Source organism: Pseudoalteromonas sp. NZS71_1 (assembly GCF_015864305.1).
GTDB lineage: Bacteria > Pseudomonadota > Gammaproteobacteria > Enterobacterales > Alteromonadaceae > Pseudoalteromonas > Pseudoalteromonas arctica.
Map to the genome: position 1 here is coordinate 57,070 of NZ_JADYXM010000006.1, position 18,009 is coordinate 75,078.

Consider the following 18,009-nt stretch of genomic DNA (forward strand, 5'->3'; position numbering starts at 1 on the left):
ACAAAATGAGTAGTAATACAGATAATAACACTCGCCCAGATTACGACAGTGTTATCCAGGATATCGCTGATTATGTATTAACGTTTGAAGTATCAAGCGCAGAAGCACTAAACACTGCACGTAATTGTCTAATGGATACCTTAGGCTGTGGACTGCTCGCTTTAAAGTTTTCACAATGTACCAAACTTCTTGGTCCAATTGTCAAAGGGACCGTTGTTCCTAATGGCGCACGAGTACCAGGGACCTCGCTCATACTGGACCCTGTTAAAGCAGCGTGGGACATTGGTTGTACCATCCGCTGGCTCGATTACAACGATACGTGGTTAGCTGCTGAATGGGGGCACCCTTCTGATAACTTAGGTGCTATTTTAGCTGTAGCCGATCACTTGTCTCAAGTCAGAATCGCAAATTCACAGCCTCCCCTGACTATGCGAGACGTACTTGAAGCCATGATTATGGCGCATGAAATTCAAGGCGTTATCGCATTAGAAAATTCTTTTAATCGTGTTGGCTTATGCCATGTATTATTGGTGCGTATAGCCTCAACGGCTGTTGTCACAAAAATGATGGGGGGCAGTAGAGAGCAAATAATGGCAGCCATATCTCAAGCATGGGTTGATGGTTCTGCACTGCGTACTTATCGTCATGCGCCAAACACTGGGTCTCGTAAATCTTGGGCTGCGGGCGATGCAACTTCCAGAGCAGTTTATTTAGCTGATATGGCAATGCGCGGTGAAATGGGTATACCCAGTGCATTAACAGCTGCGCAATGGGGGTTTTATGATGTCTCTTTCTCCAAAACTAATAAAGACCAAGCACTAAAGCCTGAAGCGGAGCGCACGTTTTCGTTCTCCCAAGGTTACGGTTCATATGTAATGGAAAACATTTTGTTTAAAATTTCTTTTCCAGCAGAGTTTCATGCGCAAACAGCAGCAGAAGCCTCCGTTATTTTGCACCCTCAAGTAAAGTCGCGTTTAGACGATATTGAGAAAATAATGATCCGCACCCACGAGTCAGCCATACGCATTATTTCTAAAACAGGACCGCTTGCCAACGCAGCTGACCGCGACCATTGCTTACAATATATGATTGCTGTTCCCTTGGCATTTGGGAACTTAACTAGCGATCATTATGAGGACGACTTTCACAACACGCACCCTATCATCGATAAACTACGCGACAAAATGGAGGTGTTAGAAGATAAACGCTTTACAGCTGAATACTTAGAGGCGGACAAACGCTCTATTGCCAATGCAATTCAAATTTTCTTTAACGATGGTAGTAAAACAGAAGAAGTGGTTGTTCAGTACCCTTTGGGTCATCGCCGTCGTCGTGAGGAAGGCATTCCATTATTAGAGCTTAAATTCAAATCTAATTTAGCAACACGCCTTGCAACCCAACAATGCCAAACCATATTTACCCTTTGTAAAGATCAAGCCAAGCTTGAAAATACGCCAGTAAACAGCTTTATGGACTTATTTGTTATTCAATAAGTTAAATTGCAGTATGTACGGTGATACTGTAATACCAATTCACTTAATTAAGTGAGCTATTTTTAGGTAATAAAATAGCTCACTAACAAAGCGAGCTTATAATATACAATTGTTTTATATAAATATTTTTTAAAACGAAGCTTTAACAAAACACAGCAAACGGGACTTATTATGACTAATGAAATTAAACACTCAATTGCAAACTTTGCAGCCTTAGAAACTTCAATAGCAAATGGGGAAGAACAATCGGTAAAAGAATTATTAGCAGATCAGTCAATGCAAGAGCTAGAAAAAAGCTACCTGTTAGACTTAGCTAAACTCGGTAATAACAGCGCTATCATAAAGCTATTAAATGATATTCCCGTAAAAAAATAGACGCTCGTGGCTATGTTATTACTCCATAGCTGGCGAGTTAATCCATGTTGTAAGGTAATAATTGATTGTTCTCGTTTTACTTATGATGACTTGTTTTATTTAGGCTATTAATATAATCAATAAGATTATTTAAAGGTATTGGTTTGGAAAAATAATAGCCTTGAACCCTTATACTGCTGAATTGAGATAAATAGGCGATCAGCTCAGCATTTTCAACACCTTCAATGACCACTATTTTTTTAAGCTCTGTACAAATCTTGATGATACCTTCTAATAAAGCGCGTTCTTGGCCCTCATGCTCAGCACCAATCGTGAACTCCCGATCTATTTTTATAATATTAGCAGGCTGCCTCGACAAGTAAGAAAGGCTAGAATATCCAGCGCCAAAGTCATCAATCGCAACGTTAAAGCCCTTAGCCATCAGCTTTCTAAGAACGCCTTCGATAACCCCTTTTTCTGACATGACTGTTTCAGTCACTTCAACGGTGAGCCGATGTGGCTCTATACATTTATCAGAGACTAATTGGCAAATATTTGCAACAAACCCTTGCAGCTGTAATTGCTGGGGTGAAAAATTAACAGCCACAGTAATATTTTTTAACTGCGCAGTATTACTCATATCTTTAAGTACCTGTGCTAGTACTTGTTTGCCAACTTCTAATATTTGCCCCGTTTGCTCTGCTATAGGTATAAAAATAGCCGGGGAAATATACGCACCATTACTTTTCCATCGCACCAAACTCTCAACACTAATCACTTTGTTATCAGATAAACTATGGATTGGTTGGTAATACACTTCTAAGTCACCATCTTTAAGCGCTTTTTGAAGCTCTCCTCTAATGTGGACTATTTCTTTATGCTTATCATCCATTAGCTTATGATAAAAACAAAGCTGATTCCCTCCAAGGGTTTTCGCACTGTCCATAGCAATATCTGCATGCTGTAATAGTACTTTTGAATTTCCTACTCTTTCTTTAGACATCGATATACCAGCGCTGGCTGTAAGATAAATATCAACGTCCTCTAAATAATAAACGTTTGCTAAAGAGCTTATTAATACTGATATTTCTTCTCTTAGTTTATCTTTACTTATATTACTGTAATAAAGAATAAACTCATCATTACCAAAGCGTGCTATTGAGTCGGCTGTCAGCGCGTTATTTTTAAGTCTTCTTGCAACTAACTTAAGAACTTTATCACCTATGGCATGCCCTAAACTATTATTTATAGAACTAAAGCCATCTAGGTTTATAAAAACCATTGCACACGGTGAGTTTAACGCTTTGGCCTGCTTAGACTGTTTAGCGTTTATTTCATCATCTAGCGCATCTCGGCGAATTAGCCCTGTTAACTCATCATATTTAGCCATTTTAAACAGCTTTTTTGATTGTTGTTTTAGTAGGTATGAAGAGTCTGAAGCGAGTATAAAAATATAGATAAAGATGAAAGTAAGCCAAATTATAATTTGTTCGACTTTTGCCCTTTCTTTTAATGCAGAGTAGTTATTAATAAAACTATATACATTGTGCTTTAAAATGCCCATTACATCGACTTTTTCTACAATATAGTCACTGTATAAACTCAATAGTATATTTAAATCGTATACGTTTTGCTTTTTAGCATTAACAGAAAAGTAAACTTGAGGCGTCAATTCAATAAATACATCAAACGTATTTAGATAATCTATGTATCTGTTCTCAATTAATAAATTCATGTCTAGTAAAGCTAAAACTTGATACTTACTGCCAGTAACTGAATTTATAGGTATCGAAAACATAATAGTCGGCGTACTCGTTTTCAACGTTAATGAATTAGCTGCAAATCTAACTTCATCCGTAGTTGTATTTAACCAGTTCACTACAGAATCACTTGATAGAAATCCACTGGAAATAAATTGCTTAGAAAATATGTCACCTTCAACTAACGTAAGATTTTCATCAAGAATAAGCATCCCTTTGATGATTTTATAATCCCTCGCATAATTTTTCATATCAACAGCGGCAAGCTTTAAAAAATTATCATGACTCACTTTTTCTAATCTCGACTTAATCCGAGATAATGACTTTTTATGCTCATCAAGGTTTTTATTAAGCATTGTCCCCACTAAGCTTATTTTTTCTCGTGCTTTTTCTTCTTCACTACTCACTGTTTTTACTGCACTAGCGTACCATAAAGACACACCCGTAAAGATAACTAAAAACATGACTGCTTTGGTAAACTTAGCCCCTTTAGTTATCGTTGCAGAACATAAAATTTTAATAATGAGCGCTGAGAAAAAAGAAAAAACCATAACGGCATTTAAAGCAGTAATAAATGGATTATCACTAATTAAAAAAAACTTTTCGTCAACGACTCCCCATAAGCTCAATTGAAAATTTAAGAAAAAAGCACACCCTAGAATGCCTAATACAGGAGTCACATATTTAACTTTATTTGTAAATTTAAAATTAAATAATAAAGTTAAGATTGAGCCTAAAACTAGCGATATTAAAGCGGTACTAATAGAAATTATAGGCATCAGAGGTGCTTCAAGTAAAATACTCTCCAACCCACCAAAAATTACTACAACAACAAAAAACTGAATAAAGCCTAAATATAAAATACTTGCTGCTGATTGAGTTAGAGATAACCGCATGAGTCTGTTGTAACCTTCTAATTTGAGTCGCCAAGATCTTAAACTGTAAAGCAACTGCCGTATTAGTACAGTCAAATTTAATTGTTTTGTATTATATTAAATAAAAAGATACAGCCTTTATGGCTATATATTAAATTGAGGGAATAATCTAACGAAAAATAAGTAGATTCATAGTCATGCAATATCATCTGCTTCTCATTTTAATATCAACCTGCATAAATATTTGAACAATTAAAACAAATTAAATCACTCTATAACGTTGCTAAATAGACCCCGTATATAAGCAGATTGGTATAACTTAGTAACTAAGATTGACTGTCCGGATATGTTGAGCACACCAAACCATTTTACTTAACTCGATTAAAAGAAAAGATCCTGGATATAAATTGATATCACATACATTTGATTGAACTGACACCTTAGTAATACACTAATATTGCCAGTTCAATCAGTCTATTACATATCTGAAAATCGGTTAGCCGATTGCACAATTCTTTTTATCTCATTTTCTTCAATATCTTTTATTGTATCAAGCAACGTTTTTGCGCTTTCGATATCTACACGAGAATATATATGAATGTATAACTCAATAACTTGTTCATGATGGTTTACTATTTTCTCCATAATGTCCGAGATATCTAGCTCTTCAAAGAGTGAGTTGCAATCAACGCGCTCAATAATTGAGTGCTTTTCGATGTAATCAAAACACCAGGTGTTTAGCGCTTTTTCGTCTGCCGTATTTTCAAATCCTTGTACAATATTCTCTAAACTCTCCTCATGCTCAGATAGGTAGCGAAGCATCATTCGTGCTCCCTCATCCTTATTTTGTTCAGAGCTCTGGTTTAGGCTATCTTTTAAGTTTTTGTGAAATAAAACGGTCCAATTGAGTACATCTCTAATTGTTTCAATTTGCATTTATTGCTCCTAAGTTTGATGATATCTATACAATATTTTAATATGAAGCATGCTAATTTTTAGGATTAGGCTCACTCGCCTGAGTGTGTTGTAAATACTGAAATAGCTCACTGTCGGTCGATAATACCAATGTTGTGTTTTGGCTAAGGGCAAGTTCAAGCGCCTGCAACGAACGGGTAAATGCATAAAATGCGACTGCTTGATCATTTTTGTTATAGGCTGAGGCGTAAATAGCGGCTGCTTTAGCATCAGCTTTACCTCTAATTTCTGTTACTGCTCGGTAGGCTTCAGATTGAATTTTATCTAAGTCTCGCTCTCTGTTACCTTGTATACGGGCAGCTTCGCCTTTTCCTTCTGACAAAAAGCGTTCTGCTATTTGACGACGTTCGCTGATCATACGTTCATAGATTTTAGGGCGTACACTTTCATTATAATTAATACGTTTAAAGCGAATATCCATAAGCTCAATACCAAATACTTTTACTTTTTTGGCTGCGGCATTAAATATATCTTGCTCGACAACTAAACGTCCCATGTTTATAGGCACTAAACTACCAATATTCTGCTCTTTTTCAGCCTCGGTGAGTGACGAGTCACGCAAGGGTTGGCGATCTTTCGTTGTACGAATAATTTCGATTAATTCGTGTGTGGCTACTGCATTACGCGTTTCACTGCCAAAAATATCATCGAGCCTAGACTGTGCGCTTCGCTCATCACCTAAGCGTAAAAAATACTGCAACGGATCGGTAACCTGCCACCGCGCATAAAGACTTACAGAAATATAAAGCTTATCTTTGGTCGGCATATCAGAAGGTGTTCCTTCCCATTCCAGCACGCGCTTATCAATAAAATTAACTTGCTGAACAAATGGCATTTTGAGTTGAATACCCGCCTCTCTAATTGGCTCACCAACCGGTTTACCAAACTGAGTAATAACAACCTGCTCTACTTCGTTAACCGTATATAAAGCGCTATATAAAGTAACCCCTACAAGTGCAGCTAAAATACTGCTGCCAACGATTAAATAAGATTTCATGGCTGCTGTCCTTTTAGTGACGTTAAATTGAGTAAAGGTAATACACCGCGTGCTTCGCTATCGATAATAATTTTATTTTTTATCGTTGGCATAACATCAGTCATTGTTTCTATATATATTCGTCTGCGTGTTACCTCAGGTGCCAGTTGGTACTGTGCAAACAGCGCATTAAAACGCAAAGCGTCGCCTTCAGCTTCATTAACTCGCTTAAGGCGGTAACCGTCAGCTTCTCTTATTCGTTGATCGCGCTCACCCTCAGCAAGCGGAATAACTCGGTTATATTCGCGACGCGCTTCGTTAATCAACTTTTCTTTCTCTTGTTGAGCCTGATTAACTTCATTGAACGACCCTTGTACTGGTACGGGTGGGTTAATATTTTTTAGTTGAACCTGATCAATACTAATCCCCATTACATATTTGGTTGCCAATGCCTGCATTTTTTGTAATGCCTCAATTTCAATCCCTTGCCTGCCAATGGTAATTACTTCATCTACAGTTCTATCGCCTACAACTTCACGCATAACTGATTCAGACACATATCGTAAAGTGCCTGCCGGGTCGCGCACCTCAAATAAGTACTTTTGGGGATCGGCTATCCGATATTGAATTACCCATTCAATCAGCGCAGTGTTTAAATCGCCAGTTACCATTTGGGTTTCTTCGCGTTGATTTGTTGCAGGTGAAATTTTTGGCGCAAATGAGCGAATATTATTTTCAGGATTAATATTTTGATCTGGGTCGGAGGCTCCAGGAGTAGAAAAACCAAACTCCTGCTTTAATTGCCGCTTAGTAGGCACTATTGTGACGTGATCAACACCTAATGGGATTTTTACATGTAAGCCCGCAGGCAGAATTTCTTGAAACTTACCAAACCTTAATACCAAAGCAACTGAATCACTGGGAACGGTATAGACTGCGCTATAGCCTGTAGCAATCAATCCCAAAAACAGTACTATGGTTAAACTTGTGCTAAATTTTCCACTCAGCAACTTCTTATACTTTTTAAACGCACCGCTCATCACTTTATCGATATCTGGCGGACCGCTTTTACTTTTAGAATTTGGACTATTTTCGTTTTGTGTAGAAATAATATTCTCCTTTTTAAGAAACCAAAAATATGGAGCCTTATTACTACTTTAGATTGTCATAAGCCCTAGGGCCTGTTGATCTTTCAAGGTTAAATTTGCAGCAGTCTGTTTGGTATTTAGGCAAGGCAGAGCCTATGTAGTGTGGTTATTCCCCATAAATGGGCGATAACGTAGCATTAATGCCAAACAGGCGCTGGCCAAAGGGTTCTTTCTAGGGGCTATTTACTCTTTGTTGCTCGGTTTTTACTTAGCCCACTAGGTTACAAACCTCGCGCCGCGATTAAATAGCCCCTAGTTTGAACAAATTTTAACCCGCAAAGATCAACAGACCCTAGCCTAAAGCGCCAACGTGCTTCGCAATCTAGGTGATAACTTCCTCTGTATAATTTAAGGGTAATAATTTAGGGGTAATGATTTAAGGAATCGTTTTAAGATTTAAATTCATATACTTAAGCATTAATTTAAAGCCAAAAAACCTTAGTAAGACATTAGCGTATTTATTTTAATTGGTCTGTTCGCTACAACACATAGCGTGTTTTAAACAATAGGTTTAATTGATAAATAAAGGGTTAAGTACAACTAATGAGTACACATTATTGAATACCCATTAGCCCCTTAACGCCCTATTATGGCGTTGAATTAATTGATTTATTGCTCTTTTTTGAGGCAACCACTCGAATATATAAAACCCCAAGTATTGCAGAAAGAACCGAAGCCACTAAAACCGATGTTTTTGCGTTATGAAGATGCTCGGCTTGCCCATCAAACCCCAACGTAGCAATAAAAGTAGACATGGTGAATCCAATCCCGGCGATAAGTGAAGCACCAATAACATGCTGAAGATTAATGCCCTCAGGCAAGCAACCTATTTTGTAGCGTAAAGCAAGCCAACACGCACCCGAAATACCAATAAACTTACCAACAACAAGACCACTAATAATACCTAAGCCAACGGGATCACTGAGACTCTCAACAAATGAACTAAAGTTAAAAACCACACCCGCATTAACTAAAGCAAATAGCGGTAAAATAAACAGTGCGACAGGCAGGTGCAGCACATCTTCCCACCGACGCAAAGGTGTACCCGCATTTTCGGCTAAATCACGAATTTCGAGTACCTGTTTATGATCCTGCCTGCTAGCCAGAACATCTACTTTCTCTATTTCTTTTTGCATAGAGGTAATGGTTGTTTTTGCCTTTTCAAGCGACCTTCCTGAGCCCAACATTGAGCGTGCAGGAGCCGTTAAAGCAATAGCAACACCTGCTACAGTAGGATGAACACCTGACTGCAACATCATCCACCAGGTGGCAAGACCAATGATAATGTAAAAAAGCGGCTGCCTTATTCCGGCATAATTGGCGGCTACTAAAAAAGCAAATAGAACAACGGCGCATGACAAATACATCACCGATATTTCTTGGGTATAAAACACGGCAATAACGAGTATTGCCCCCACATCGTCAACAATCGCAAGACCTACAATAAAAGCCAACAAGCTTGTTGGTATATGTTTTCTTACAATTGTAAGCACACCTAATGCAAACGCAGTATCGGTTGCCATGGGTATACCCCAACCAATCAGTGAATCTTGCCCCCAGTTAAACAGCGAATAAATACCAGCCGGCACGACCATTCCGCCTATAGCGCAAAAAATGAGCATGTGTCTATTTTTGGGCTCAGCTAAATCTCCAGCAAGTACCTCTCGTTTTATTTCAAGCCCAAGCAATAAGAAAAATATCACCATCAAACCATCATTAATAATGTGTTTAAGCGAGGTTTTTAGCTCAAAGTCACCTAGAGAGATTCCAATAGGCGTATGCACTAAGTTCAGATAGGTAGCTGAATAAGCTGAATTTGCCCACCATAGTGCAATGATTGTAGATACCAGAAGAAACAAGCTAGAGGTGGTTTGAGCACGCATAAAATTAGAAAATGGGTCGTGCATATAGTCTAAACCACGATTTAGTATGTTTTTAGAATCGTTAGGCATATCAGGTAGCCTTATAAATTGTGGGTGTTCGTTTTATCAAAACTTTTAAGATTTAAGTTCTCCAGTTTTACTATCAGTCAACAAACACTTCGCCTTAAAATTACTAGTATTAAGACGAAGTGCACACCCCTAATTAATCTAATGTAAAATTAGATTAGAGATAAATTTAATCATTGTGTTATTACGTTATAAGGGTAAATATTTTCGCGGTTTTGGAATGCCAAAATAGCCGTATTTTTAATTATTCCTTGCTCAATATTTATTGCACGGCGAATGGTTTCATCTTTTTGCCACTGTAAAGCGCCTTTAAGTATCGTTTGTAAATATACAATGAGCGCCGCAGAAATTGAACGCGTCGCGCTTTCCCATAAATAACTCGGTGTATGATCAACGCCATAATAATCCGTGTTGTTATATCGAAATAAAGGGTTTTTAAACGTTGTCGGCTTTGCAAAAAAGAATCCCATCCCCTCATCACAGCTAACATCAATAATTAAGCTGTTAGGTTTTAAGCAGTCGGCTTCTGATTCAATTACAAAGTTAACCGGATGAGCTGTTTCTTGATAAGTCCCGTTCACGATAATATCGGCTTCGCTAATAAGATCACCAAGAGGTCGATTAGTCCCATCATGCTCAACAACCATCATGCGAGCCTCTCCTTCAAGACCTTCTCGTACCTTAACATAATGACAATCTAATATTTCTTCACGCACTTCGTGATCAGGACGCTGAATACAAATTGTAATATCTCTAAAACCATGCGCTTTAAGAGCGTAAATTGCGCCTCTACTCACTGCACCAAAACTAAATATAATCGTTTTACGTTGATCGCCATAATGACCATCAATACCCTTAAGTTGCAAAGCATGTATTACAGCGCAATACCCTGCCATTTCATTGTTTTTATAAAAAGTATGGCGCCCTACATTTCCCTGTGGTGACCACACATACATATCTTCAAAAGCAATTAAGGTAAGTTTACGTTCTATCGCCGCTTGTGTTATTTCATGCTGTTGAACGCAGTGGGCATAACCCCAAATAGTGCCTCCTTCGCGCATTTCTTCTAAGTCAGCAAGTACAGGCTTTGCAATAATGGCCGTGCCAATATGGGTAAGTATTTCGCTGCGAGATGCAATGCCACCCGTTAACGTTGCAATATATTCATCGCTAACATTAAAAGCGGTGCCATAGCCTTGTTCAAACACCATTTGTTTTCTAAGATTTTCGGGAATTCGTAATAAATGCTCTGGGTGAATAGGATACCGTCTTTCATCTGTCTTGCGGGATGTTCCGATAACGCCGATAGTTAATTCACTCATGCTAAGTCCTGTTTATAAAGTAAGTACGCTTGAGTTCATCAACGAATCATCATACTTCGCCAATAAACTTAGGCGGTGTTTTTTCTGTACGTTTTTGGCTCGGATGAACCAACTCTATTTTACAAAGGTGTAATTTTGACAATAAATAATGAAGAGCAGTGAGTTAACTTGCATTGAGTTGCAAGCTGAAGACTATTACCTTTTGAGTAAAAGTGCTGGCTGAGTATATCAGAAATAAGTATTACTAACTTGGGTATCTCATACTTAAATAAAGGGAGTACTCGCTAAATACTGAGGTTTTAACTTAATGATTTACTCTGTAGAACAGATTTAATGAGCTTTGTATTGGGCTAGCTGAACGTTTGGCTTTTATATCAACTCCGGCTATGTGCCAGTGTAGGTCGGATAAGCGAAGCGCCATCCGACACAGTAAAATACCTTGCCAATTATTATCAACATTTTATGTTGTCGAGTGGCTGGAGAGTGCCATAAGCGGACGGTGGTAACGCCCTGTTAACAGGCAATAAAATAGTTGGTTAAAATAAGCGACGAAGGAGCAAAAACCAACTGTTTTTTGTCCTTGTTTAACAGCTTGTTAGGCATATTTACAACCCATCTAGCTCTATCGTATAACCCAATAAATTTACCAAAAAACTAAGTATTATTGGAAAAAGCATAATGATGATAAACGACAAACCAATTTGATACTTTTTATTGCTCATATTTGATGTGGCAAGGCTAAATAATACAGTTAAAACAAGCCACTGAAAGATATTTAATATATTTGCTATAAAAGGAGAAAATACTAGATTGCTTTTATAAGCCTCTCGTATCACTAAACTATCATATGGCAAACTTAATTGAGGCCAAAAAAACATATAATTACTAACGAGCCGAGGAATAAAACTATTAGTGTAAACAGCTAAAACAGGCAGGAAAAATAAGCTTAAAAAGCAAACTATAAAAATAACTCCAGCAGTAATATATTTGCGATCCATCGATATGCCTAACAACTTTATCAGAGGACACTTTCCCTTTTTTAGCGCGAAAACGTCCTTATTTTATGAACTTATACTAATAGCAAATAGTGTAAGCTATTGCCAGCTATAAATATTATAGTTTCTGTAGCTTATATAAACATCTAAAAAAGAGGAAAGTGTCCTCTTATTCTTACTAAGTTAATGACGACTCACCTGAATGACCGCTATTCGCTCACTGCAGACTATCAGCTGTATTTGCTTTTTAGTTGCTTATTACACAAACTGCGCAACTACGTCTTGTTAAAAAAGCTACGTCACGTCTAATATTATTCATTTTTAAACATGGCCGAAGGTTGATGACCCAGTTAACAACTAAGGGAAAACGGCGATCGAGGCAGCTTAAATCGAAATAATAAAAGTTTAAAAAATGATGTTAAACGCTATTGCAAATCGTGATATTGAACAAGCGACTTACACTTTACTTAAATGCATTAATAATTTAACTATTGAGAAATGAGATAGTTGCTGCGAGTTTATAAAGTGTTTGGGTTTAGTAAAAAGAAAGCTTAACGAGTGAAGCAGTCTAACAACGCCAAAACTATTGCTTTAGTTCTATTATTCTAGTTCTATTGCTTTAGTTTTGGCGCTTATTAAAGGAATAATATTTACCCTTTCATTTGTTCAAGCTCTTTGCCTTTGGTTTCGTGTAAAAACTTAAATACAAATATGACTGAAACAAACGCGCAAAATGCGTAAAAACCATACGCACCTGCTAAACCTATACCGGTGAGCATAACAGGGAACGACCAGGTAATTAAAAAGTTAGCTATCCACTGGGCAAAGCCGGTCACTGCAAGGCCTGAACCGCGAATTTGGTTAGGGAACATTTCGCCTAACATAACCCACATTACAGGGCCCCACGATAAGTTAAAAAAGAACACATACGCATTAGCGGCTATTAAAGCAACTATGCCCTGCTCTCCTAATTCTAAGTTGCCTGTTGAGCCAATATCTGCATTTAAAAAGGCATAAACAATAACCGAAAGTGTCACCGTCATACCAATTGAGCCGGTTAACAAAAAAGGTTTTCTGCCAATTTTGTCTATAAAATACATGGTAATAAACACCGCTAAAATACTTACAAAGCCGCTTATTATATTAATAAGTAACGCGTCAGATTCAGTAAAACCAGCTGCTTGCCAAAGTACCGCGCCGTAGTAAAAAACAACGTTAATGCCTACTAATTGTTGAAATGTAGCTAGGCCAATTCCTATCCAAACAATGGGGCGTAAACGTTTTTTAGGTTTATCAATAAGATCAGATAATTTAGGTTGGTGTTTATCGCCAGCAAGAGACTCTGCTATTTCATTTAATTTAAGAGCGGCAGTTTCATCGCCATATAATGACGATAAAACACGCGCGGCGGCCTCTTTTTTACCAGCCATAATTAAGTATCGAGGGCTTTCGGGAATAAAAAACAAAGCGATTAAAAACAAGCATGCAGGTAATAACTCAACCCAAAACATCCAACGCCATGTTTCAAAGTCGAGCCAAAATATAGCCGTAGAGCCGCCAGCAGTGTTGGCTAAAAAATAGTTACTTACAAATGCGCTAAACAAACCAAAAATAATAGCCACTTGTTGCAGTGTAGAGAGCGTGCCTCTGTATCGTGCGGGGGCAATTTCGCTAATATATGCGGGGGTCATAACCGATGCAGCCCCTACCGCTAAGCCACCTAAAATGCGATAAATAACAAATTCAAACGATGTGACTGACACACCCGAGCCCCAAGCACTTATAATAAATAAGGCTGCAGCAAAAAGTAAAATTGGACGTCGTCCAAATTTATCAGCCAATCGACCTGCGCAAAACGCACCAATGGCACAACCAATTAGCATGCTCGATACGTTAAACCCCGTACCCGCACTACTGGAGCCAAACGCCGTTTGTAACCCATCAACAGTGCCGTTAATTACGCCGCTGTCAAACCCAAATAAAAAACCGCCAATGGTCGCAACAAAGCAAACCAGTACTATTAAAAGTACATTTTCTTTCTCGTTCATAAGTATCCATATTGTGTGTTGTTGTTATTTTATATAGATTTTGAAGCTCAAAAGGGTGTGCTTATTTAGTTGTTTTTATTGGTTGAGCTTGATTCTCTTTCTATTAATTCAAAATCTAAAATATGTCTTAAGTCTAAGCTTTTTACATTGCTTAAATCGTTATACTGACCCGATGCAAGTAAAGTAATGGCAAGCTCAGCCATTTCATTAATGGGCTGTTTTACCGTAGAAATATTTGGCCACACTATGGTTGCAAGTTGCGTGTCATCAAAGCCAACAACCGACAGTTCGCTTGGAATATTAATACCTTGTTTTTGAGCTATTGAGATTACAGCGGCTGCCATGTCATCGTTAGCTGCAAAAATAGCTGTAGGCTTATCATCAAGTGAAAGTAATTTTATTGCCGCTTCCATGCCCGATTGATAAGTAAAACTGCCCTGCTCTATATACTCAGGTGGCGTTATTATTTTATTAGAGCGCAGTGCATCTAAATAACCTTGGTAACGCAAACGGCTAACACCTTGTTTAGTGTCGCCAATAATATGTGCAATTTTGCTATGCCCTTGATTTATTAAATGCTCTGTAACATCAAACGCTGCTTGGTAATCGTCCATGCATATATAAGGGGATCGATTTAATTTTGTATCTGGCGTTATTCTTACAAATGGTACTTGTGCTTTAGTAAGCACATCTAAAACCTGTTCGTTGTCGCACATAGGAGGCAGTAAAATCATGCCATCAACCTGTGTAACATCAATAAGTTGCTTTACCGATTCAATTGTTTTGTCAATATCGGTATGCGCTTCGTCAACAACAAGGTGGTAGCCCAATGCGCGGCATTTTTTAAGCGCAGCCAATAAAAACTGGCTTATGTAAGAGTCACTTGGGTTATCGTACAAAAGTCCTAAAAAGAATGACTTAGTGCTAGCAAGGCGCCTAGCCGACACATTTGGTCTGTAATTTAACTGCTCAACAACCGCCATTACTTTTTCGCGGGTTTTGTCGCTTACTTTTTTGTCTTGGTTGAGCACGCGCGAAACTGTCATCATTGATACACCAGCCTGCTCGGCTACATCTTGTATTCTTGCTCTTTTAGGATCGGCCATTACTGTTATTACCTACTCACAATCAGTGGATTGTTATAATTAACTTTCTTAATTTTCATTATACATAATTGTAAAGCTTGATATTGTTTACAGCGCGTTTTAAATGATTACTTATTGACAAAGTCTTATACTACACCGAAAATGTTAGCGCTAACAACAAATTTATAATATTCACATCCAATAATATAAAAAACTTAAAAAGGCCTATATTATGAGCATGCTGCAAAACCCAATTCTAAGAGGCTTTAACCCAGACCCAAACATTGTCAGAGTTAATAACGATTACTACATAGCCACTTCAACATTTGAATGGTTTGGCGGTGTGCAAATTCACCACTCTACCGATTTAGTTAATTGGCGAGTTATAGGTCAAGCGCTTAATACCGTAGAGCAACTTGATATGCGAGGAGTGCCCGACTCTTGCGGTGTATGGGCTGCGCAACTTAGCTACAACAATGGGCGTTTTTATTTGGTGTATACCAATGTAAAAAGCTTTGATGGCCCATGGAAAGACACGCCAAATTATTTTGTATCAACCACTGATATTACCGGCAACTGGTCACAAGCGACTTACTTAAACTCTAGCGGTTTTGATCCGTCTATTTTTCACGATGATGACGGTAAAAGCTATTTGCTAAACATGCTGGTTGATCACCGCAACAACGCACTCTTTGGTGGCATAGTAATGCAAGAGCTTTGCCTAAAAACCAATAAATTAATAGGCGATGTTAAACCTATATTTTCAGGCACAAAACTTGGTTGCACTGAAGGCCCACATATTTTAAAACGCGGCGATTACTACTATTTAATTACCGCTGAAGGTGGCACTGGGTATGAACACTGCATTAGTGTAGCGCGTGCTAAAAACGTATTTGGCCCTTACCAAGTACACCCGTACAACCCCGTTATTACAGCAGCCCACGAGCCGAGTAATACGCTACAAAAATGTGGCCATGGAGATTTTTTTCAAACACAAACCGGTAATTGGTACACGGTATTTTTAACATCTAGACCACTGACTGAGCGCGGCCGCTGCATTACAGGGCGTGAAACAGGGATTGAGCAAATAATCTGGAAAGACGATGGCTGGCCTTATGCAAAACACACAAATAAAGCCCCGAGAATACACGTACCCGTTGAGGGCTTAACGCCAAATCCACAGCCGCAACCCACAACACATATTGATTTTAGTAACGATGATCTGACTGTTGATTTTCAGTCATTGCGTATACCTATGTGCAAAAATTGGGTCTATAAAAATACTCAAAAAGCATCGCTCACCCTAGTGGGAAAAGAGTCTTTAAGCTCATTGCATCAGCAAAGTTTTATTGCCAGGCGTGTACAGGCTCATCATACTGTTAGCAGCACATGCGTTTATTTTGCGCCGAGCAGTTTTCAGCAAATGGCGGGGCTAGTATGTTATTACAACACCGCTCATTACTACTATTTGCATATAAGCGGCGGCGATGTAGGCGATGAAACCACACCACGTTATTTAAATATAATAAGCTGCGATAAGTACCAAACAAGTACGCCTGTTGCACCGCTTTTGCTTAAAACAAACAAACCTGTTTACTTAAAAGCTGATTTTAATGGCGCTCAGCTGCAGTTTTACTACGCCACCGAAAAAAACTGCTGGATAAAGTTTGGTCCAGTGCTCGATGGCAGTATTTTATCGGATGATTACGTGCAGCAATCACCGCAAGGATATCGACCGTGTTTTACCGGTGCTTTTGTTGGTATGGCCTGCCAAGACTTATCGGGGGCAAATAAAGAAGCTCACTATTCATTTTTTAATTATGACGAACCTAGCGGCGAATAAATCGCCGCTAGTTAAGTTTATTAGTTGATTGAAAGCTTTTTGAAACTGCTTTAAAGCTCATTCAAAACTCTTTTAAAGCTCTATTAAAGTTCTCTTAAAACTATTTTAAAACAGGGCTTTAATACGCTCCATTTGCGATTGTAAAAGTAAACTTTGAGAGTGGCTCATAATGTCACTCTCTCGTTTGTTTTCGCTCAGTAAGCGCCCTACTTCTTGGGCTTCAAAACTGTAACCTTGTGACTGCCTGCCATCTTCAAAATGCTCTATTAAATCATCAAGCTCATACAAAGAGCACTCATAAGCTCTAAATGCATCGGGTATTTTTATATAGCCTTTGTCGCCAATAATATACGCGCCATTCCCTAACCGGCATTGAAATGACGTTGCTAAGCTCACCATTACATCGCCACAATTAGCAGTAATAAGTACATCGTCTTCCACGCCTTTGTAGCGAATATTTGCTCTTACGTATAAGTTTTCAAGGTCGTTATTTAAAAAGTAATTGGCAATGGCAAGCGGATAAATCCCCATATCAAGTAAACAACCGCCTGCTAAATCTGGGTTGTATTCGCGCCCGTCGGGGTTAAAAGGCACAGGATAGCCAAAGTCAGCTTTAACATGTTTAATAGTGCCAATTCGCCCTTGCTCTACCCATTGTTTTGCTTTTTGTATTGCAGGTAAAAAGTACGTCCACATGGCTTCCATTAAAAATACGTCGTGCTTTTTAGCCAGTAAAGACAACTGCTTACACTCTTCAGCCGAGACCGTAATAGGCTTTTCGCACAATACATGCTTACCTGCTTTAATAGCATCGCTGGCATTTTTAAAGTGAAAGTTATGCGGGGTCGCAATGTAAACTACATCAACGTTTTTATCGTCAAATAATGCCTGATACCCTTCGTAGGCATTGGCCGCACCATACTTGCTCGCAAAAGCGGTTGCATCATCCCCATTTCTTGCTGCAACTGCGTACGCAACACCATTATTTGTATGTGCTAAGTCTTCACAAAATTGTGCAGCAATTCGGCCACAACCAACAATACCCCAGTTTATTTTTTTCATAGTGTTTCCTTATGATCTTAAAAAGAAATTTAAGTGAACTCCAACAACCAAGCAATAAACTTGCAAATTAATTGTTAAACATAGTTCAAAACTAGCTTGACTTAACAATATCAAATCATTAATG

13 protein-coding genes are annotated in these 18,009 nt (G+C 38.4%); 3 read left to right on the forward strand and 10 right to left on the reverse strand.

Translation table 11 applies throughout. From position 1 onward, the window contains the following. Positions 1 to 5: 5 nt before the first annotated feature. Positions 6 to 1,493 (forward strand): bifunctional 2-methylcitrate dehydratase/aconitate hydratase, encoded by a 1,488-nt coding sequence (locus tag I6F43_RS10945; protein WP_197102265.1) that lies wholly within the window; start codon positions 6 to 8, stop codon positions 1,491 to 1,493. A 171-nt stretch (positions 1,494 to 1,664) separates the two neighbouring features. After that, positions 1,665 to 1,868, forward strand: a complete 204-nt coding sequence (locus I6F43_RS10950; protein WP_024590352.1) for a hypothetical protein — start codon at positions 1,665 to 1,667, stop codon at positions 1,866 to 1,868. A gap of 76 nt (positions 1,869 to 1,944) precedes the next feature. Here I6F43_RS10950 and I6F43_RS10955 read toward each other — a convergent pair whose 3' ends face one another. The 9 genes from I6F43_RS10955 to I6F43_RS10995 form a co-directional block, all read right to left on the reverse strand. After that, on the reverse strand, positions 1,945 to 4,503 hold the full coding sequence (locus I6F43_RS10955; protein WP_197102267.1) for a putative bifunctional diguanylate cyclase/phosphodiesterase: 2,559 nt from the start codon (positions 4,501 to 4,503) through the stop codon (positions 1,945 to 1,947). A gap of 456 nt (positions 4,504 to 4,959) precedes the next feature. Further along, positions 4,960 to 5,418, reverse strand: coding sequence for a hypothetical protein (locus I6F43_RS10960; protein ID WP_024610325.1), 459 nt, complete (start codon positions 5,416 to 5,418; stop codon positions 4,960 to 4,962). Between the two features lie 52 nt (positions 5,419 to 5,470). Further along, the gene (gene hflC / locus I6F43_RS10965) at positions 5,471 to 6,454 is read right to left on the reverse strand and encodes a protease modulator HflC (protein WP_197102268.1); all 984 of its coding nucleotides are present in this window, start codon (positions 6,452 to 6,454) and stop codon (positions 5,471 to 5,473) included. After that, positions 6,451 to 7,392, reverse strand: a complete 942-nt coding sequence (gene hflK, locus I6F43_RS10970) for an FtsH protease activity modulator HflK (protein ID WP_002962612.1) — start codon at positions 7,390 to 7,392, stop codon at positions 6,451 to 6,453. Before hflK ends, hflC begins: the two co-directional genes overlap by 4 nt. Before the next feature lie 776 nt (positions 7,393 to 8,168). Then, positions 8,169 to 9,533, reverse strand: a complete 1,365-nt coding sequence (gene nhaA, locus I6F43_RS10975) for a Na+/H+ antiporter NhaA (protein ID WP_197102270.1) — start codon at positions 9,531 to 9,533, stop codon at positions 8,169 to 8,171. 170 nt (positions 9,534 to 9,703) lie between these two features. Then, positions 9,704 to 10,852 carry a N(5)-(carboxyethyl)ornithine synthase gene (locus I6F43_RS10980; protein WP_197102272.1) on the reverse strand — a complete coding sequence of 383 codons (1,149 nt, stop codon included), beginning with the start codon at positions 10,850 to 10,852 and terminating at the stop codon, positions 9,704 to 9,706. A gap of 605 nt (positions 10,853 to 11,457) precedes the next feature. After that, positions 11,458 to 11,850, reverse strand: a complete 393-nt coding sequence (locus I6F43_RS10985; protein WP_101163157.1) for a hypothetical protein — start codon at positions 11,848 to 11,850, stop codon at positions 11,458 to 11,460. 647 nt (positions 11,851 to 12,497) lie between these two features. Beyond that, on the reverse strand, positions 12,498 to 13,901 hold the full coding sequence (locus I6F43_RS10990; RefSeq protein ID WP_442960239.1) for a sugar porter family MFS transporter: 1,404 nt from the start codon (positions 13,899 to 13,901) through the stop codon (positions 12,498 to 12,500). Positions 13,902 to 13,960: 59 nt separating this feature from the next. Then, a complete protein-coding gene (locus I6F43_RS10995; protein ID WP_007585144.1) occupies positions 13,961 to 15,001 on the reverse strand; it encodes a LacI family DNA-binding transcriptional regulator in 1,041 nt (346 codons plus the stop codon). A gap of 211 nt (positions 15,002 to 15,212) precedes the next feature. Between I6F43_RS10995 and I6F43_RS11000 the strand changes: the two genes are divergently transcribed. Continuing rightward, on the forward strand, positions 15,213 to 16,823 hold the full coding sequence (locus tag I6F43_RS11000; RefSeq protein ID WP_197102276.1) for a glycoside hydrolase family 43 protein: 1,611 nt from the start codon (positions 15,213 to 15,215) through the stop codon (positions 16,821 to 16,823). 105 nt (positions 16,824 to 16,928) lie between these two features. Here I6F43_RS11000 and I6F43_RS11005 read toward each other — a convergent pair whose 3' ends face one another. Further along, positions 16,929 to 17,885: a Gfo/Idh/MocA family protein gene (locus I6F43_RS11005; protein ID WP_182681203.1), complete on the reverse strand. Its 957-nt coding sequence runs from the start codon at positions 17,883 to 17,885 to the stop codon at positions 16,929 to 16,931. Between the last annotated feature and the right edge of the window lie 124 nt (positions 17,886 to 18,009).